Annotated in this window: 16 protein-coding genes and 1 pseudogene; 9 read left to right on the top strand and 8 right to left on the bottom strand. The window is 64.9% G+C overall.

Features of this window, described 5'->3' with window-relative positions; genetic code table 11:
• Positions 1 to 39 precede the first annotated feature (39 nt).
• From CXQ90_RS20760 to CXQ90_RS20740, 5 genes are read left to right on the top strand one after another with little or no spacing between them, the layout of a single operon-like run.
• The gene (locus CXQ90_RS20760; protein WP_308470564.1) at positions 40 to 1206 is read left to right on the top strand and encodes a hypothetical protein; all 1167 of its coding nucleotides are present in this window, start codon (positions 40 to 42) and stop codon (positions 1204 to 1206) included.
• Complete coding sequence (locus tag CXQ90_RS20755) at positions 1193 to 2701, top strand: SCO6880 family protein (protein WP_104141235.1); 1509 nt, start codon at positions 1193 to 1195, stop codon at positions 2699 to 2701. Before CXQ90_RS20760 ends, CXQ90_RS20755 begins: the two co-directional genes overlap by 14 nt.
• Positions 2702 to 4279 carry a DUF87 domain-containing protein gene (locus CXQ90_RS20750; RefSeq protein WP_104141234.1) on the top strand — a complete coding sequence of 526 codons (1578 nt, stop codon included), beginning with the start codon at positions 2702 to 2704 and terminating at the stop codon, positions 4277 to 4279.
• Positions 4276 to 6045 (top strand): type IV secretory system conjugative DNA transfer family protein, encoded by a 1770-nt coding sequence (locus CXQ90_RS20745; protein WP_104141233.1) that lies wholly within the window; start codon positions 4276 to 4278, stop codon positions 6043 to 6045. The genes CXQ90_RS20750 and CXQ90_RS20745 overlap by 4 nt, the downstream gene beginning before the upstream one ends.
• Positions 6042 to 6467, top strand: a complete 426-nt coding sequence (locus CXQ90_RS20740) for a DUF4913 domain-containing protein (protein WP_258064667.1) — start codon at positions 6042 to 6044, stop codon at positions 6465 to 6467. The genes CXQ90_RS20745 and CXQ90_RS20740 overlap by 4 nt, the downstream gene beginning before the upstream one ends.
• 229 nt (positions 6468 to 6696) lie before the next feature.
• On the opposite strand, the gene CXQ90_RS20730 is transcribed toward CXQ90_RS20740, so the two are convergent.
• Both CXQ90_RS20730 and CXQ90_RS20725 read right to left on the bottom strand, forming a co-directional pair.
• Complete coding sequence (locus CXQ90_RS20730; RefSeq protein WP_104141231.1) at positions 6697 to 7029, bottom strand: Lsr2 family protein; 333 nt, start codon at positions 7027 to 7029, stop codon at positions 6697 to 6699.
• A gap of 241 nt (positions 7030 to 7270) precedes the next feature.
• A pseudogene (locus tag CXQ90_RS20725) lies at positions 7271 to 7546 on the bottom strand (sulfonate ABC transporter substrate-binding protein); the annotation flags it as partial.
• Between the two features lie 262 nt (positions 7547 to 7808).
• Here CXQ90_RS20725 and CXQ90_RS20720 point away from each other — a divergent pair.
• The 4 genes from CXQ90_RS20720 to CXQ90_RS20705 all read left to right on the top strand — a co-directional run bounded on the left by CXQ90_RS20720 (position 7809) and on the right by CXQ90_RS20705 (position 13821).
• Positions 7809 to 8411, top strand: coding sequence for a TetR/AcrR family transcriptional regulator (locus tag CXQ90_RS20720; RefSeq protein WP_258064666.1), 603 nt, complete (start codon positions 7809 to 7811; stop codon positions 8409 to 8411).
• A gap of 362 nt (positions 8412 to 8773) precedes the next feature.
• A complete protein-coding gene (gene betA / locus CXQ90_RS20715) occupies positions 8774 to 10483 on the top strand; it encodes a choline dehydrogenase (RefSeq protein ID WP_104141229.1) in 1710 nt (569 codons plus the stop codon).
• 31 nt (positions 10484 to 10514) lie between these two features.
• Positions 10515 to 12068 (top strand): aldehyde dehydrogenase family protein, encoded by a 1554-nt coding sequence (locus tag CXQ90_RS20710; protein ID WP_219816732.1) that lies wholly within the window; start codon positions 10515 to 10517, stop codon positions 12066 to 12068.
• Positions 12069 to 12189: 121 nt separating this feature from the next.
• Positions 12190 to 13821 carry an APC family permease gene (locus tag CXQ90_RS20705; RefSeq protein WP_258064665.1) on the top strand — a complete coding sequence of 544 codons (1632 nt, stop codon included), beginning with the start codon at positions 12190 to 12192 and terminating at the stop codon, positions 13819 to 13821.
• 74 nt (positions 13822 to 13895) lie between these two features.
• On the opposite strand, the gene CXQ90_RS23100 is transcribed toward CXQ90_RS20705, so the two are convergent.
• From CXQ90_RS23100 to CXQ90_RS20670, 6 genes are all read right to left on the bottom strand, one after another.
• On the bottom strand, positions 13896 to 14162 hold the full coding sequence (locus tag CXQ90_RS23100; protein ID WP_258064664.1) for a DUF4113 domain-containing protein: 267 nt from the start codon (positions 14160 to 14162) through the stop codon (positions 13896 to 13898).
• Positions 14163 to 14647: 485 nt separating this feature from the next.
• Positions 14648 to 14968 (bottom strand): multidrug efflux SMR transporter, encoded by a 321-nt coding sequence (locus tag CXQ90_RS20690; protein ID WP_104141228.1) that lies wholly within the window; start codon positions 14966 to 14968, stop codon positions 14648 to 14650.
• 313 nt (positions 14969 to 15281) lie between these two features.
• The gene (locus tag CXQ90_RS20685) at positions 15282 to 15626 is read right to left on the bottom strand and encodes a DUF202 domain-containing protein (RefSeq protein WP_104141227.1); all 345 of its coding nucleotides are present in this window, start codon (positions 15624 to 15626) and stop codon (positions 15282 to 15284) included.
• Between the two features lie 3 nt (positions 15627 to 15629).
• Positions 15630 to 16025 (bottom strand): YidH family protein, encoded by a 396-nt coding sequence (locus tag CXQ90_RS20680; RefSeq protein ID WP_104141226.1) that lies wholly within the window; start codon positions 16023 to 16025, stop codon positions 15630 to 15632.
• A 32-nt stretch (positions 16026 to 16057) separates the two neighbouring features.
• Positions 16058 to 16930, bottom strand: a complete 873-nt coding sequence (locus tag CXQ90_RS20675) for a formylglycine-generating enzyme family protein (RefSeq protein WP_104141256.1) — start codon at positions 16928 to 16930, stop codon at positions 16058 to 16060.
• A gap of 254 nt (positions 16931 to 17184) precedes the next feature.
• Positions 17185 to 18798, bottom strand: coding sequence for a GMC family oxidoreductase (locus tag CXQ90_RS20670; RefSeq protein WP_104141225.1), 1614 nt, complete (start codon positions 18796 to 18798; stop codon positions 17185 to 17187).
• Between the last annotated feature and the right edge of the window lie 130 nt (positions 18799 to 18928).

The raw sequence follows: 18928 nt of genomic DNA, 5'->3' as shown, positions 1-18928 counted from the left end.
GATGCTATTGCGAATTTAGCGAAAGCCATCATGGCGGGCATGAGCCAGATGGTGACCACGCTGTCAACGTTCTGGGTGAAGATGCCAACAGCTAACCTCACCACCGCCGACGGGGTGACGCCGAGCCCGGTTGTGAAATTCCTCGATTCGGAGCTGGCCCATTGGACGCTGGTGTTGGCTGTTCTGTCGGTGATCATCGGCGGTATGCGGATGGTGTGGGAGCAGCGTGGCGCACCGCTGAGAGAACTGCTCCGGTCCTTGCTGACGCTCACTCTTGTCTCCGGGCTTGGCTTGGGGGTGATTTCCATTCTGGTGATCGCGGCCGATGCGTTTTCGGTGGCCATCATCAACCGCTCAACGGACGGCAGGGGTTTCGCGAGTGCCATCAGCACGCTCGTCATGACCAACCAGACGGGCGTCGGGGTGTTCATTCTGATCATCCTGGGGCTGGTGGGCCTGATTGCCTCGCTGGTGCAGATCGTCCTGATGGTGGTCCGGACCGGGATGCTGGTGATCCTGGCGGGCATTCTGCCCACCACCGCGGCCTTCACCAATACCGAGATGGGCAGGCAGTGGTTCCAGAAAGCTGTCGGCTGGACCATCGCCTTCATCCTCTACAAACCGGCGGCCGCCATCGTCTACGCCGTGGCCTTCAAACTCATGGCAGCGTCCGCCGGCGGCAATGACCTGGTGGGCTCGATCACGGGCTTCGCCCTGATGATTGTTGCGCTCCTCGCCCTCCCGGCGTTGATGCGCTTCGTCACCCCGATGGTCGGAGCCGTGGCTTCCGGTTCCGGCGGGGGAGCGGGAGCAGCGGCCGGGGTCATGGCCACCGGCGCCGTCTCGCTCGGACGCAGCGGCAGGGGAAACGCGACCCCCACGCCTCCGAGCCAGCCGGCGGCCACCGGCGCCACCCCCCAAGGCAGCAAGGGAGCGGGCGGGAGCAGTGGCGGCAACGGCAAACCGACGCCGGCCTCAACCGGAACGTCCGGGCCCTGGGGATCGCCCGGCAAAGACAGTTCAGGAACGGCCACAACTGCCGCAGCAGGGTCCGGAACAGGCACCGCCGGTGCAGGAGCGGCGAAGGCAGCAGGTCCAACGGGCATGGCCGTCGCCGCAGGTGTTCAGATGGCGTCACGGGCCGCTCAGGCCGCTCAACAGACCGCGCAGGATTCAACGGGGGAGGGCCCCAGTGGCAGCAATTGACACCGAATACAAGGAACCGTCCTACGGAAACTGGCGGGTCCCGAGGTCCGCCGGCCTGGGTGACCTCGGCGCTATCGGCACCGGCATTGTCATGGCCGGGCTGCTGCTGGGCATCATCAGCTTTGCCATCTGGGGCCTCTTCGCCGGCCTCGGCGTCCTGGCCGTCGCCGGGGTGCTGGTCCTGCTGCTGACCGTCAAGGACAAGCACGGCCAGTCCGTGGTGGACCGTTTCGCGACCCGGATGAATTTCCGCCTCGCCCGTTCCTCGGGTGCGAACCTGTACCGCTCGGGCCCTCTCGGGGTGACGGAGTGGGGGATGTACCAGCTCCCCGGGCTGGCGGCGAAGTCCCGGCTGTACGAGTTCAACGACTCCTACAACCGCCCCTTCGCCATGCTCCACGTCCCCACCACCAACCACTTCACGGTGATCTTCTCCACCGAACCCGACGGGGCATCCCTCGTGGACCCGGAACAGGTCGATGCCTGGGTGGCGAACTGGGGCGGCTGGATCGCCGGACTCGGTGACGAAGCAGGGCTGGAAGCCGCCGCCGTGACGGTGGAGACCGCCCCGGACTCCGGCTACCGGCTGCGCAACGAAGTCGAAATGAACATCGATGAGAACGCGCCGGAAGCCGCGAAGGCGATCCTCCGTGAGGTCGTCCGCACCTACCCGGAAGGCTCAGCCACGGTCCGGGCCTGGGTGTCCCTGACGTTCAGCGCCTCCCTGCGTGCCGGGTCGCGGAAGCGGGAGCCGGAGGATGTCGCCCGCGACGTGGCCTCCCGCATCCCGGGCCTTGGTGCCCGGCTGCAGTCCACCGGCGCCGGTATCGCCCGGCCGATGTCCGCGCAGGAACTCTGCGAAGTCGTACGGATCGCCTACGACCCGCCGGCAGCCCTGATCATTGATGAAGCCCACGCCGCCGGCACCCCCGTCACCCTGGGATGGGGCGAGGCCGGCCCCACCGCCACACAGGCCGGCTGGGATGATTACCGGCACGACAGCGCATTCTCCGTCTCCTGGACCATGACCGGCGCACCGCGCGGGTCGGTGAACTCCTCCGTCCTGTCCCGCCTGCTGGCCCCGCACGGGGACATCGACCGCAAGCGCGTGTCCCTGCTGTACCGCCCGATGGATTCGGCCCGGGCGGCCGCCGTGGTCGAACGGGACCAGAACAACGCCAATGTCCGCATCAGCTCCGGAAACCGTCCCAGCGCCCGGGCCCTGGTCGATGCCCGCTCCGCCGCGCAGACCGCCCAGGAAGAAGCCCAGGGTGCCGGGCTGGTGAACTTCGGCATGGTCGTCACCGCGACCGTCACCGACGCCGCCCGGCTACCCGACGCGGTGGCCGCCATCGAACAGACCTCCGGCACCGCGAGGGTACTGCTGCGCCGCGCCTACGGATCCCAGGACACCGCGTTCGCAGCGTCCCTGCCCTTGGGCTTGGTGCTGCCCAGGCACATCCTTCTGCCCAGCGAAATCAGGGAGGCACTGTAAATGGCCCGCATGAGGTTCCTGCCAACGAAGAAGAACACCCACACCACCCAGGCTCCGGCCAAGGCCCGGAAAGCCGCCAAGGTCCGGGATCGCGTTCCCGGTTCGCGCGGCTGGGGCGGCCGGGGCGGCGGCTCAGCGTCCCTGGTGACGGGCGTCCGGGAGTACCGGGGGACTACCGTGCAGGTCTGTGGGCTGTGGCCGTTCAGCTCCGGCACGTCCTCGCCCATGATCGGGATTCCGCTGGGCCGGCATGAGGAGACGCGGGCCACGGTCTGCTGTGATCCGATCAGCTGGTTCCAGCGCGCCCGCCTGATTTCCAACCCGTCCGCGTTCATTCTCGGCAAGCCCGGACTGGGGAAGTCCACGCTCGTGCGCCGCATGATGCTGGGCCTCTCCGGTCAGGGCGTTCACCCGCTCGTCCTCGGCGACCTGAAGGGTGAGCATGTGGACGCGGTGGAAGCCCTTGGCGGGCAGGTCGTTGAGCTTGGCCGGGGCCGGGGATACCTGAACATCCTCGACCCCGGCCATGCGGTCGAGGCCGCCCGTCTCCTCGAGAACGAGGGCCATCACGCGGCGGCGGTCCGGGTCCGGGCCGACGCCCACGGCCGCCGCCTGAACATGGTCGTCTCCCTGATCACGATCAGCCGCAACAGCCCTCCGACGGATCAGGAACAGACGATCCTAGACCGCGCCCTGCGGGTCCTCGATGACACCTTCGACGGCGTCCCGGTCCTGAAAGACCTGCTGGACGTGATCACCGCTGCCCCGGCCGAACTGCGCCAGGTCGCACTGGACCGCGGCGACCTGGACGTCTACCTGCAGGAAACCCGGGCACTGGAGGCCACGCTCCTGGGCCTGACCGGCGGCGGCAAGCTCGGCGAAATCTTCTCCCGGCAAACCACGAACCCCATGCGGCGGGACCGTGCGGTCGTCTTCGACGTCTCCAGCATCGACGAGACAGAAACGGACCTGCAGGCCGCCGTGCTGCTGGCCTGCTGGTCCTACGGATTCGGCACGGTGAACGTCGCCAACGCCCTCGCCGACGCCGGCCTGGAACCACGCCGGAACTACCTCGTCGTCCTGGACGAACTCTGGCGGGCCCTGCGCGCCGGCAAGGGCATGGTGGACCGGGTGGATGCCCTCACCCGGCTCAACCGCTCCGTGGGTGTCGGGCAGGTCATGATCTCCCACACCATGTCCGACCTGCTGGCCCTCCCGGCGGAGGAGGACCGGATGAAGGCCCGCGGCTTCGTCGAACGCGCCGGCATGGTCATCTGCGCAGGCCTCCCGGCTTCGGAAATGCCGCTGCTGACGGCTGCGATCCCGCTCTCGCGGCAGGAACAGCAGAAGCTCATCTCTTGGCAGGACCCGCCCGCGTGGGACTCCCGCGGCGGCGACGTCGAACCCCCGGGCCGGGGGAAGTTCCTGATCAAAGTCGGCGGCCGCCCCGGCATCCCCGTCCAAATCGGTTTAACCTCCATCGAGGCCTCCCTCAATGACACAAATAAGCGCTGGCATGCACCGTCAGAAACTCTGCTGGATGCGGCAGCTCCGATCCGGGAAGAAGGTGCGGCATGAGTGCCCCGAACCGCAAGGGAACCGGCCTCGGCGACGCGATCGGAATTTGGCTGGCCATCGGCGCCGCCACCATCTTCGGCGGCGGCACCTGGGCCGCCGCCCACCTCGGGTCCTGGATGGCCGGCCTCGCCGCCCCTCCGGCGCACCCGATTGACCTGATCGCCGGGCTGGCCAAGGGGCGGGTGCCCTGGCCGGACCAATCCACCGTAGTGGCCTGCGTGCTGGCCGGTGTCCTGGCCGCACTGGTAGTGACGGTACTGGTGGTGCGGTCCCGGACCGCGAGCAAACGCACCCGGGTGGACAAGGCTGCCGTGTACATGGGCCGGGGCAAGGACCTGAACCACCTCTCGACCAAGGGCGCCACGGCCACGGCCGTGCGCCTCGGCGTGGAAAACTCCACCGGTGTCTGCCTTGGCCGCAGCGTTGCCGGGAAACGCCCACTCTGGGCATCGTGGGAGGACATGCTGATCCTCATCGCCGGGCCCCGCACGATGAAGACCACCTCCTACGCCGTCCCCGCCATCCTCGACGCCCCCGGCGCGGTGATCGCCACCTCGAACAAACGCGACATCGTCGACGTCACCCGCCCCATCCGCTCCGAGGCCGGACAGGTGTGGGTCTTTGACCCGCAGGCCGTTGCCGAGGAAGAGCCATCCTGGTGGTGGAACCCGCTCTCCTACGTGAAGAACGAAGCCACGGCAGGGAACATGGCCCAGCATTTCGCTGCAGGCTCCCGCGAACCCGGCACAAAACCCGACGCCTACTTCGACCCGGCCGGGCAAAACCTGCTCAAAGCCCTCCTGCTTGCCGCCTCACTCAGCGCCGCCCCGATCACACAGGTCTACACCTGGCTGACCCGCCCGCACGACGAAGCGCCGGCTGACATCCTGCGCACCGCTGGCTTTGACCTCCTGGCAGACATGGTCATCGGCCACATCCGGGAACCGGAAAAGCAGCGGGCCGGCGTCTACGGCACCGCCCGGCAAATGGTCTCCTGCCTCACCGACCGGGACGTCAGCCAATGGGTCACCCCCACAGCAGGCACCACCGTCGACACCGACCCCCGCCCGCAGTTCGTCCCCGAAGACTTCGTCCGCGGCAAAGGCACGCTCTACAGCCTCTCCCGCGAAGGCGTCGGAACCGCCGGCCCCCTCGTCACCGCCCTGACCGTCGCCGTGGTCGAAGCGGCCGAAAAGTACGCCACCTCCCAACCCGGCGGGCGCCTCGCAACCCCGCTGTTGGGCATCCTCGATGAAGCCGCGAACGTCTGCCGGTGGAAGGCCCTGCCGGACCAGTACAGCCACTACGGCTCCCGCGGCATCATCCTCATGACCATCCTGCAGTCCTGGTCCCAGGGCGTGGAAGTCTGGAACCTGGAAGGCATGCGGAAACTCTGGTCCGCATCCAACGTCAAAATCTACGGCGGCGGCGTCTCCGAAGTCGGCTACCTCGACGAGCTCTCCCGCCTCATCGGCCAATACAGCTACATCAACGTCTCCCGCAGCCACAGCAAACACGGGTCCTCCTCCTCCCGGCAGGAAAGCAAGGACGAAATCCTCTCGGTCGCAGACCTCACCGCGCTACCCAGGTTCCGGGCCATCCTGCTCGCCTCCGGCGCCCCGGCCACCATGATCGAAACCATCCCCTGGATGAACGGCCCCCACGCCCAGAAGGTCAAAGACTCCCTCGCCGCCAAGGAAACAATTGAGCGCGCCCCTGTGGCTGTTGCCGCCCACAATCCATGGACGGACGGCGGCAGGGCGTGAGTGAGGAGTTCGCGGACGCCTTCGGGGACGACGAGCAGTCCCCGGCCGGCGGGCACAGCCACGCTGAGCCCGAACCGGAACTGGTGTACTCCAGCGCCGTGGAGTTCTTCGCTGACCTCCTGGCCCAGTCCTACGTCCGTGAAGTCAACGAGGGCGCAGCCTACGCGTGGTGCCCGGAGTGGTACAAACACCCCGAAGCCCTCATCCGGATGGAAGCCATCTGGCGGGCCTGGGAACACTTACGGCTCGAACCTGCTCTCGGGGTTAGCACCTGGTGGCTGAACCACGCCGACCCGCACATGCGCGTCCTCATGGACAAAGAAGGCCCGTTCAAAAAATGCGCCTACGACGGGCACAAAACCCCCGCCCGGGACAGAGCTGCTCTTCCCCATAAGACCCCTGAAGCAGGAATCTTTGACTAGCACCGCTGGATGGTGAGCGTGCTCCTCGACCCGCTCGGGTCGTTTTACAAATCGACATGCAAAAACACCGGGGTCCCGAACATCTCATACCTAAAAAAGCCCCAGCGGGTTGGTTCCCAGACGTGCGGACTATTCCTGTATGAAAATCAGCTCAGGATGCAGTATCCGGCAAACAAAATCAGGGCCGGAATCAGTAATTGATTCCGGCCCTGATTTTGTTTTCCTGGCTCTAGTGAGCCGCTTCGTACTTCTCTACAACTTCCGCTTGGATACGACCACGCGTATTCACCGGTATGCCGTTCTCAGCAGCCCACGTCCGTACCGCTTTGGCGTCCGGGCCACCGTTGGAGGAAGACTTGGCACGAACTGCAGGACGGCCTCGTCCGCCAGCAACTTTGCGGCCAGCGCTGGCAAAGCGTGCCAGTGCTTCACGCAGTTCCCTAGCATGTCCCTCATTGAGGTCAATCTCGTATTCACTACCGTCGAGGGCGAAAGATATCGTTTCGTTGGCTTCCGAGCCGTCAATATCATCTTCCAGGAGAACGACTGTCTTTCTTGCCATGAAATAAGGCTAGCAGCCTATTGAACAATAGGATCACGCGAGTATCAGAACCCAAGACGAGGCCTTCAGTACTCGAATTGAATGGCAATGAGGAAAGCAGGCACCCGTTCGTAACGCCGCGCAGAGAACCGAGCAGTCCACCGTTGCGGTCAATCCAAGTTATCCACCGCTGGGATCGGAAGCCATTGGGGGAGCTCCCTCAGCAGCCGTAGCGGTGGATAACCCGTCAGGATCCGGCGTTGCCGGCATCTGACACCTGGGTGCTGAGTTCGGTGTCGCCGAGCTCCTTCGCGATGTGGCCCTGGCCGACCCCTACCAGCGCGGGGGCGTGGGTGACGTTGCCGAAGTAGCCGAGCTTAAGTTCTGCTGCGGGGGTTGCTTCCTGGACAGCCGCTGGAGTGCTGTTGACAGCGGAGGCGACGGCGGCGCCCCCGCCGATGAGGGCCAGGACGGCGGCGGCGATGCCGACCTTCAGGCCCAGGGGACGCTTCGGGGTGGAGGGCTGGCCGGCCACAATCCGGGTGGAGCTTTGCTGGTCTGTGGATTCTTGCTGCTCTTGTTCGAGGAGTCTGGCACTGGAATTCCTTTGCTGGGGCGGATGCTGAGATGAGGTTAGGTAGCTCCCAGCACCGCGACAACGTTCCCGTAGTGGGCGTTCACGGGGCGTCGCGGGACGCTCAACACGGCGTAGCGCAAGGACAAGAAACGTAGCGGGACGTCTTGCGGGCGGCTGCGGATCCCGGGATGCACCGGCATCGCTTTCACCATAGGCTGGCGGGGTGGATACAGGCACCGTGAACTCCCGCGAACAGGGCGAACAGGGCGAGCAGGTCGACAGGCCGTCGCGCATTCTTGAAGCAGCCCTGGAACTGCTGTCGCGCCACGGGATTTCTGGTGTCAGCATGCGCGCGGTGGCGCGCGAGGCGGGAGTCGCCCTCGGTCTGGTGAACTACTACTACGAGGACAAATCGAGCCTGATCCGCGCGGCACTGCACAGCGTCGACAAGCACGACCTCGCATTGGTTGCGCCGGATCCCGCCCTGCCCCCGGACGAGCAGCTCCGGAATGCCCTCCGCCGTGTTGCGGGCCCGGAACTCTTGACGACACGCTACCTGTCCCTGCGCCTTCATCTGTGGGCACTCGCGAGGGCGGATGAAGATTTCGCCCTGATCAATGCGGCGGCGTTCGACCGATACCTGGACGGGCTCGCGGCCCTGATCGGGAACGCCAAGCCGGAGCTGTCCACCAAGGAATGCAAGGAGCGAGCGGCCGACATCGTTGTCCTGCAGGACGGCATGTGGCTGACCGCGCTCCTTGGCGTGGAGAAGGAATCCATACGGCGGAGCATCGCCCGCACCGAAGAAATCGCCTTCGCCGCATAGCGGCCGCGCGCCACCACTGGTCCGGCACGACGCGGCACCGAAGGCAATACCTGCATCTTGCCCTGGCCCGGCACCAATGCTCTGTCACATTAGGGCGGAACCGCGACACATCTAAAGGACACGTGCGCGTTCCCGCGGCCCGTCACGGGACGTGATGTTTCGCTGGCGTAAATTTTGAACGTTTGTCCAGTTTTTCTATTGAACACTTGTTCAACGTGCACTACTCTCCTTGAATATGACCTACGCCACACCAGGGGATACCGCGGATTCTCCGGCTGACACGGTCAACCTTTCGCTTTCGAAAGAACGACGACCCGCCCTGGGCACCATGACCGGCACCAGGTAGAAGGAGAGTTTGCAGCATGACAAAAACCCACTACGACTACGTCATCGTCGGCGGTGGAAGCGCGGGTTCCGTGCTCGCCAACCGGCTGAGCGAAGGAGGCCAGAACAGCGTCCTGGTTCTCGAGGCCGGGCGGAGCGACTACCCCTGGGACCTGTTCATCCAGATGCCCGCCGCCCTGACGTTCCCCAGCGGCAACCCCCTGTACGACTGGCGGTACCAGTCCGATCCGGAACCGCACATGGGCGGACGCCGGGTGGCACATGCCCGCGGCAAGGTCTTGGGCGGCTCCAGCTCCATCAACGGCATGATCTTCCAGCGCGGCAACCCGCTCGACTACGAGCGTTGGGGCGCCGACACGGGCATGGAAACGTGGGACTTCTCCCACTGCCTTCCCTACTTCAACAAGATGGAAAACGCCCTGGCAGCGGATCCGGATGACGAGCTTCGCGGCCACGACGGGCCGCTGGTCCTGGAACGTGGTCCGGCCAGCAACCCGCTCTTCCAGGCGTTCTTCAAGGCCGCCCAGGAAGCTGGCTACCCCCTCACTGATGACGTCAACGGTTACCGCCAGGAGGGCTTTGCGGCCTTTGACCGCAATGTTCACAAGGGCCAGCGCCTTTCGGCATCCCGTGCCCATATCCGCCCCAATTCCGGCCGTTCCAACCTCACCGTCCTGACCCGGGCGATGGTCACCAAGGTCAACTTCAAGGGCACCATTGCCACCGGCGTCACATACCGCCGCAACGGCCAGACCCACGTGGTAAACGCCGGTGAAGTCATCCTGTCAGGCGGCGCCATCAACACCCCGCAGCTGTTGCAGCTCTCCGGAGTGGGAGACGCCGCACACCTGGGCTCGCTGGGCATCAAGCCAGTGGTCAACCTTCCCGGCGTCGGCGAAAACCTGCAGGACCACCTGGAGGTCTACATCCAGCACGCCTGCACCCAGCCGGTATCCATGCAGCCCAACCTGGACCTGTGGCGCTACCCCCTCATCGGCCTGCAGTGGCTGCTCGGACGCAAGGGCCCGGCTGCCACGAACCACTTCGAGGGAGGCGGTTTCGTCCGCTCCAACGAGGATGTGGCCTACCCGAACCTGATGTTCCACTTCCTGCCGGTCGCAGTCCGCTATGACGGCCAGAAGGCAGACGCGAAGCACGGCTACCAGGTGCACATCGGTCCCATGTACTCCGATGCCCGCGGCACCCTGAAGATCAAGTCCACGGACCCCACCGTCCACCCGTCCATGCTCTTTAACTACCTCTCCACCGAGCAGGACCGGCGCGAGTGGGTCGAGGCGGTCCACGTGGCCCGCGACATCCTGGGCCAGTCCGCGATGGCGCCTTTCAACGGCGGGGAGCTCTCGCCCGGACAAAGCGTCCGCACCGAGGCTGAAATCCTGGACTGGGTGGCCAGGGATGCCGAAACCGCCCTGCACCCCTCCTGCACCGCCAAGATGGGCCCGGAGTCCGACGCCATGGCCGTCGTGAACCCGCTGAACATGACCGTGCACGGCACGCAGGGCCTCCGGGTTGTGGACGCCTCGGCCATGCCGTATGTGACCAACGGCAACATCTACGCCCCCGTCATGATGCTGGCGGAGAAGGCTGCCGACCTGATTGCGGGGAAGGCACCGCTGGCACCGCAGCATGCCGAGTTCTACCGGCACGGAATCAGCCCGCTGGAGCGTAACACTGCCGGTTCTGCTGCCCCTGCGGCATTGGCCTAGACACGATGGATGCACTGGAAAAGGAGAAATCATGACCGCCACGGTTGAGCAGGTCCGCGACGCCGGAAAAGCGCAGGACGCCATTAAGGGCTTGTACATTGACGGCGCCTGGCACCAGGCATCCGACGGCGGGACAACAGTTGTGCGCTGCCCGGCGGACGGACGCGAGGTGGCGGTTGTCTCCTCGTCCACCGTCGAGGACGCGGAGCGCGCGATCGCCAGTGCCCGGGCAGCGTTCGACGGCGGGCCGTGGCGCCGGCTTACCGACATCGAACGCGGTGAGGTCCTGCTTCGCATCGCCGCGCTGCTTGAGCGGGACAAGGCGGCTTATGCCCGGGCCGAGGCGTTGGACACCGGCAAGCGCCTCGTCGAGGCCGAATACGACATTGACGACATCGCCGCGTGCTTCCGCTACTACGGGAAGATAGCGGGCCTCGATGCCGGCAGGGTCATCGATACGGGCCGGCCGAATGCCATCAGCCGGGTGGTTTACGAACCGCTCGGCGTCTGTGCCCTCATCGCACCCTGGAATTACCCGCTCCTGCAGGCGGCATGGAAGGTGGCGCCGGCACTGGTAGCAGGGAACTCCTTCGTGCTCAAGCCCAGCGAGCTCACGCCGTCGACCTCTATCCTGCTGATGGAAACCCTCGCGGAGGCCGGGGTTCCGGCCGGCGTTGCGAACCTGGTCACGGGATCCGGGTCGAGGGTGGGTCCTCCGCTAAGTTCGGACCCGCGCGTGGACCTCGTCTCCCTGACCGGGAGCCTGGCAACGGGCCAGTCCATCATGGCGGCGGCTGCGGAGACCGTTAAGCGCGTTGCCTTCGAGCTCGGCGGGAAGAACCCCAATGTCGTCTTCGCGGACGCCGACTGGGATGCGGCCGTCGACAATGCCCTGACCGCTGTGTTCCTGCACTCAGGCCAGGTCTGCTCGGCAGGGGCTCGCCTCGTGGTTGAGGAAACGATTGCGGAGCGCTTGGTGGCAGAGGTGGTGGAACGGGCGAAAAAGATCCGGATGGGCGGGCCTTTTGATCCCGACGCAGAAACAGGCCCGCTGATTTCCGCCAAGCACCGTGACCAGGTCCACGCCTACGTACAGGCCGGCATCGCGGAGGGTGCCGAGCTTTTGTGCGGCGGCTACATCCCTGACGACGGGACGCTCGCGGACGGCTTCTTCTACCCGCCCACCGTGCTCGGTAACTGCCGTTCCGGTATGAGCGTGCTGCGGGAGGAATCCTTCGGGCCGGTGCTGACAGTTGAGACGTTCCGGACCGAGGCAGAGGCCGTTGCCATAGCCAACGACACAGAGTACGGCCTGGCGGGTGCGGTCTGGACGTCGGATGCGTCAAAAGCCCAGCGCGTTGCGGGCGCCCTCCGGCACGGAACAGTTTGGATCAATGACTACCACCCGTACGTCCCGCAGGCGGAATGGGGCGGGTTCGGAAAATCCGGCATAGGCCGTGAACTGGGCCGCGCCGGCCTCAACGAATACCGCGAGGCAAAACACATCTGGCAGAACATCCAGCCCGCATCCAGCGGCTGGTTCGGCTCACCTGCCGATGGCGCCAGGGTGGGGACCGCCGGCTAGCAACAGCATTTTGGGGGAAATGGCCGGGCGCCGCAGGCGCGGTGCCCGGCGGTCGATATTACCTGCGTCCAATGGCGGCCGCGGGTCATCACCACCGTGCTTTTCTGACCTAGGAGTTCGAATGTTGGAACCCAGCAAGAGTACTGATTCAAGCGGTATGGACGAGTTCGGCTATGCCCAGACCCTGGACCGCAGCATCGGCAAATTCGCCAGCTTCGCGGCCGGTGTCAGCTACATCTCCATCCTCACCGGCGTTTTTCAACTGTTTTACTTTGGTTTCTCCATGGCAGGACCCGCCTACGCCTGGTCCTGGCCTATCGTCTTCGCCGGCCAGCTCATGGTGGCGCTCTGCTTCGCCGAGCTCGCAGGCCGCTATCCCGTAGCCGGTTCCGTGTACAACTGGGCCAAGCGGCTCTCGTCCGGCACCTTCTCCTGGCTGGCAGGCTGGCTGCTGCTCATCTCCTCGATCGTGGCGCTCGGAGCCGTGGCCCTTGCCCTGCAGCTCACCCTGCCCCAGATCTGGTCCGGTTTCCAGGTCATCGGAGACGGCACCGGCACCTACGATTTCGCCCTCAACGGCGTGCTGCTCGCCAGCATCATGATCTCCATCTCCACCCTCATCAACGCCTTCGGAGTGAAGCTGATGACCAAAATCAACAGCATCGGCGTCTTCGTGGAACTCGCTGCCGCCGTACTCCTCATCCTGGCCCTGGCCTGGCATGTCGTGCGGGGCCCGGACGTCCTTTTCAGCACCGCAGGCTACGGCATGGACCACGACCTCGGCTTCTTCGGGGTGTTCCTCATCGGCGCCATGGCCTCCGGGTACGTCATGTATGGCTTCGACACCGCCAGCTCCCTCGGCGAGGAGACCAAGGACCCGAAAAAGACAGCCCCCAAGGCCATCCTCCGTGCAATCACCGCGTCCTTCATCCTCGGCGGCCTGATTCTCCTTGGCGGACTCTTGGCCGCCCCCGACCTCAACGATCCCAAGCTGGGCTCTGCCGACGGCGGCCTGCAGTACATCGTGCTCTCCGTATTGGGAGGCCCCTTCGGCAAGGCGTTCCTGGTGTGCATCGTGGTGGCCGTGACCGTATGTACCTTGGCCGTCCACGCCGCCGCCATCCGGATGATGTTCGCCATGGCCAGGGACAACAACCTGCCCTTCAGCCGCCAGCTCAGCAAAGTGCATCCCGAGCGGAAGACGCCCACGGTGGCGGCCATCGTCATCGGTGTCATCGCCATCATTCCACTGATCGTCAACGTCTCCCAGCCCGCCATCTTCACCATCCTTTCCAGCATCAGCATCGTCCTGATCTACCTCTCCTACCTGCTGGTCACCGTTCCGCTGCTCCGCAAGCGGTTCCAGAAGAAGTGGCCGCTGGCCGATGACGGGACAGAGCCGGGCTTCAGCCTGGGCAAGTGGGGACTGCCAGTGAACATCCTCGCGGTCCTGTGGGGCGGCGCCATGACGCTGAACCTCATCTGGCCCCGCCCGGAGATCTACAACTCCGTGCCCCCCTTCGAGTGGTACCTACAGTGGGGCGGTGTCCTGTTCGTCGGTGCGGTCACTGGCGGCGGTGCCCTGCTCTACCGGCTGAAGATCAGGCACCAGACCGGCGTGCTCGCCGCCCATGCCGCGGCCGTACCGGGACGTGTTCTCCAAGCCTCTGGCCCGACAGAACCTGCCACTGCCGCCCACCCGGCACCTGTTCCTGCCGCGGCCGCCCAATCTGTTGCGGACGCAGTGAGGTAGCTCCACTAGGCCACCGCCCAACCCGATGAGCATCCCTTCGCAAACTCTCGAGCGCGAAGGGATGCTCATCGTCGTTAGGCTGCCTTGACCAGGGGAAGCTCGTCATAGTGGGTGGTGTAGCGGGGAGAGCGCATATTCCGTTTCATGGTCCAGTCCAAGCCCATTTTGAATCTGCTCGAAGCGATTGCGGCCGAGATACAGACAAGGCAGTCGGCTGGCGAACTATCCGCCGGCAGCGTCCCTGTCTGGCATGGCGCAGTCCGTGCGCTACGGCCTGGCCGCGGTGGGCCCGGTGATGTCTGGCGGCCTTCGCGATCTGAGCGGCGACTGGATGCTTCCACTCCTGGTCACCGCGGGCATCATGACGGTCCTGGCCGTGACGGGTGTGCTCGCGGGGCGCGACCGGGTAATCAGCGGTTCGGCTTGGTGTTGTTCCGACGGCTTTCGGAGCTTCGCCCTTTGGCGCCTTATACACGGATTGCGCCCACTGGCCTCTAACCTTGTTCGTGGCCTTTGTCAGGTTGGCATCTGAGAGGTACATCAAAGCGTGTGCGGAAAACGCTTTTGAGACTCTATTCTGACGGTGTTGCAGTGGCAGTCTGACGTCAGGTTGGGGTGTACCTCAGCCTGATATTCGTCGAAGTGCTGTCCCACAAGCCGACAGATGCAAGACGAATGAAAGAGACAGCCAGGCCCCAGTCCTCTCAAGGCGCTAAGCGTCTCGTCACCCTTGCCTCTCAAGTAGTTATCGTTCGGCCGCGGCTAAGCAATGTTGCGAGACTAATGTACTAGCATCCCCATTGTGCTCTCCAGAACTTGGGGAGGGTCAGTGGGCACCTCCTAGATTCAGTATGACGACCCCAGCAACCACGAGCCCGATGCCGACGATTTTCAAGGGGGTGATCTCTTCCCCCAGGAAGGCGCTGCCGATGGCAACGATTGCAACGGTCCCGAGGCCTGACCAAAGGGCATACGCTACGCCAACCGATACGGTCTTGATTACTTGTGACAGCAGGACGAAAGCGATGGCGTACGATCCCAGGCACCAGATGCTGGGCCACAGCCTGCTGAATCCCTCGGTCGATTTCAACAGGCTCGTGCCGATAACCTCAGCACTGATGGCCAGGACCAGGTAGAGATAAGCCAATTTGTTTCGTTCTCCTCCTAAAGACGCGCACGTTGCGCTACCGGCATTTACGTAGTGCATTTGGCTTCCGTGAGTGTGTCCTCCTCTAAATTGTGCAGGGCTTTAGGCAGGCTCGCCTCGTCAGGAGTTGAGAGATCCACTTACGGCAGGAGCAGCCTCGTGATTAAAGCCGCTTTCTCCCTACATCCGGCCAAGCGGAGCTTGAACCGCATGACTTGTCCGGGTGTCCATAGAGCATGCGACAGCCTGAGAGATTCCCATGGGGGCAACCCATACACGCGTGTCGCTGCCCCGATTTAGGGGCCACTGTCAGTTAGGTGAGGGGCAGGAAGAGGACCGTGAAGATCCCCAGGACTGCCAGGATGACGACGCTGACGGCGACTGCTGCCGTCGATGCAATGTTCGGGGCCATGTTTTCTTGTTGGATGCCGTGGATGGCGCGGTGGAAGCGGCGCTTGCGGGTGAGGTTGATGGCCAGGGCGGTGACGACAGCGGCGGCAATCAGGGTGCCGACGAACCAACCGTGGTGGGGCAGCCAGCGGAGGAAGATGGCGGCGGCGACCACCATGGACAGCGTGGTGCGGCCCCAGGCAAGGTCTGTGCGTTCCGGCTGGAGGCCGGGGTCACCGTGCGTCGGCGGATTGTTTTGTAACGGCACGGCTCAGGTGGCGCGGACGAGGACGAATATGACCATTACGGCCGCGACGAGGGCGCCGCCGGCGGCGAGGACGGGCGCGATCCAGGGCAGCGGCAGCGGGGTCTTGTGCCGCATGGCACGCTCGACGTTCAGCCAGCGGAAGAACGATCCGCCGCCGATGACGAGGGCGAGCACGAGCAGGAGCACTGCAATGGTTCTGCGCAGTTCCGGGGCGAAGAGATCGGCCATGAAGGCTTCGACGGCGACTCCGCCGGCGAGCAGGGCCAGCGAGGTGCGGATCCAGGCCAGGAAGGTGCGCTCGTTGGCGAGAGTGAACCGCGGGTCCGGCTCAGTCCCGCCGCCAAGGATCCTGGCGGAGAAACCGCTTCGTCCGCTGCCCTGGGAGTTTGTAGCTGTCACGTAGGGGTTCCCTTGCTGTCGGCGGTGCCTGTTCAGTCCAGCGCTACGGTGCGAAAGCCGAGGTTGCCGGAGGATGATTCGGGTGTGTTGGAGGTGCGGGCCGCCAGGCGGTAGCGGTTGCAGTAGGAGTCGTGGCAGAGGTAGGAGCCGCCGCGCATGATGCGTCCGGCGCCGATGGTGGGTCCTTGCGGGTTGTGGGTGGGGGAGTTGCGATAGTACTTGGGCAGAAACCAGTCCGCGCACCATTCCCAGACGTTACCGGCCATCTCATACAGGCCGTACCCGTTGGGAGGGAAGGACCGGACGGGGGCGGTACCGACGTGGCCATCATCCCGTGTGTTGGCTGCTGGGAATGTGCCTTGCCAGATGTTGCAGCGGTGTTCTCCGTCCGGGGTGAGCTCGTTGCCCCAGGCGTAGCGCATTCCGTCCAGGCCGCCGCGCGCGGCGTATTCCCATTCGGCTTCTGTGGGAAGCCGGCGGCCAGCCCAGGTGCAGTAGGCCAGGGCGTCATGGTGGGAGACGTGCACCACGGGGTGGTCCGGAATGTCCTGCCAGTTGGAGTTTGGGCCGGCGGGGTGTGCCCAGTCGGCGCCGCGGATGTTCAGCCACCAGGGCGCTCCGGCAGCGGTTCCGAGGACATCTTTGCCCGTGGCAGTGGAGAGCAGGTGAAATACCGCGGAGGAACCGTACTGCTCAGCCTCGGTGCGGTATCCAGTGGCCTGGATAAAGGCGGCGAACACGTTATTGGTGGCGGCGGTGGCATCGATCCGGAAACCGTCCAGCGTGACCTCGTGGACAGGCGTCTCGCCGTCGGCGGGATATCCTTCCCCTAATGCATCGCCCATGCTGAATGTCCCTGCGGGGATGTCGATGCTGTGGTGGGATTCCTGCCCCGTCAGACCCATGTTGAGGGCGGGCCCGTCGTTGGCAACAACCGGCAGACGCGGCTCACGGGAGGGTGAACAACATCCCTTCGCCTGGCCGGTGGAGGGTCCGCCACCGGATGAGTCTTGTGTGGCGTCAGTGATTGGCAGGTTCATGGTTCCTCTTTGGGGCCGGCTGTTTCTAGGGGTTGGAGGGCTTTTCGGGTGTTTCGCTGGGGGCGTGCCCTCTGCGGGCGGCCTTGCTGGCCAGGAGGGGCCGCCCGCAGGGTTGTGGGTCAGACGGTTGCGAGGGCAGCTTCCTCAGTCGCCGCCGTTGTCGTGGGTTCACCGGCGATGAGTTCAGCGGCACGCTCCCCGATCATGTAAACGGTGACGTTGGGGTTCACCGTGACGAGCTCGGGCATCACGGAGGCGTCGGCGACGCGCAAACCTGTGACGCCTTTAACCCGGAGTTCGGGGTCAAGCGGGGACATCTCGTCGTCCACGGCGCCCATACGGACCGTACCAGCTGGGTGATAGACCGTGTTGTGTGTGCGCCGGATGTAGTCCTGGATCTGCTCGTCGGTTTGCACGTCCGCTCCGGGGAAGAGCTCTTCACCGGCCCACTCTGTCAGCGGGGCCTGTGACACGATCTCCCGTGCCTTGCGCAGGCCCGCCGTCATGATCCGCAGGTCGTATCCCTCCGGGTCGGTGAAGTAGCGCGGATCCACCCGCGGCTTGTCCCGGTAGTCCCGGGAGCGGAGGCGCACGGTTCCCCTGGAACGGGCGTGCGTGACGTTCGGAGTCAGGCAGAACACGTTGTCGGCTGTGGGGTAGCCCTGCCGGAACGTGTGCATGTCGAAGTTGACGGTGCCGTAGTGCATCATGAGGTCGGGCCGGTCGAGGCCTTCGTCGATTTGGGCGAAAACTCCGATTTCCCACCACTGGGTCGATTCGGTGACCATCGGCTTCTTTGCCTGCCATTGGATGACGGCCTCGGGGTGGTCCTGGAAATTGGCGCCGACCCCGGGTGCGTCAACGAGTACCTCCACCCCCACCTTGGCCAGGTGCTCTGCGGGACCGATCCCTGAGAGCATCAACAGCTTGGGTGAATCGATGGCTCCGGCGGAGACGATGACTTCGCGGGAGGCCCCGATCGTCCTTGGGGCGCTGAAGGCGTTATCGACCACTTCGACGCCGATGCAGCGCTTGCTGTCGTCGAAGACCAACCGGGTGGCGTGGGTGGAGTCAAGGATCACCAGGTTTTCGCGGTTTACGGCGGGGTGCAGGTAGGACACCGACGAGGATGCCCGCTTCCCGTCTTCTGTGGCGTTGATCTGGAGGAAATTGGCGCCCTGGGTCACGGTCTTGCCTGCATTGAAGCTGGCGCGGGGTATCCCGGCCGCCTCGGCCGCGTCGAGCAGTGCCACACCGCAGGGATCTGCGGGGGGCACGTTGCGCAGGCGTACCGGGCCGTCGTGGCCGTGGTGCTCGCCGTCGTCGGCGTTGTTTTCGATCTTTCGGTAGATCCGGAAGGCCATCTCGGCGTTCCAGCCCGCGGCGCCGAACTTTGATTCCCATTCGTCGATGTCCTCAGCCGGGGCCCAGAACGCAATGCACGAATTGTGCGAGGAGCACCCGCCCAGCACCTTGGCGCGGGCCATCCGCATGAACGAGTTTCCGTTCTCCTGTTCTTCAACCGGGTAGTCCCAGTCGTAGCCGGATTCCAGCAGTTCCATCCACCGGTTGAGGGTGAGTACCTCGTCGATGCCTTCGTCCCAGGGGCCGGCCTCGATAAGCGCCACCCGCACCGAGGGGTCCTCACTCAGGCGGGCCGCGACCACAGCGCCAGCCGATCCCGCCCCTACCACTACATAGTCAAAATTCTGCTCATGCGGCCCGTTCAACATACTTTCCTTTCTGGTTGTGCCATGAACCTGTGCCCTGCCCTGACCGGCCTTACTGGGGGAACCATCCGGTGACGGCGGGACGGAGGTTTTGGTACACGTGTTTGATTTCCTGGTACTCGGCCATTCCGGT

Origin of the sequence: Arthrobacter sp. ZGTC131, assembly GCF_002929275.1 — a bacterium.
In the GTDB taxonomy this organism is placed as follows: Bacteria; Actinomycetota; Actinomycetes; order Actinomycetales; family Micrococcaceae; genus Arthrobacter.
The sequence above is the reverse complement of the archived record's forward strand: the minus strand, read 5'-3'. Positions and strand labels throughout refer to the sequence as shown.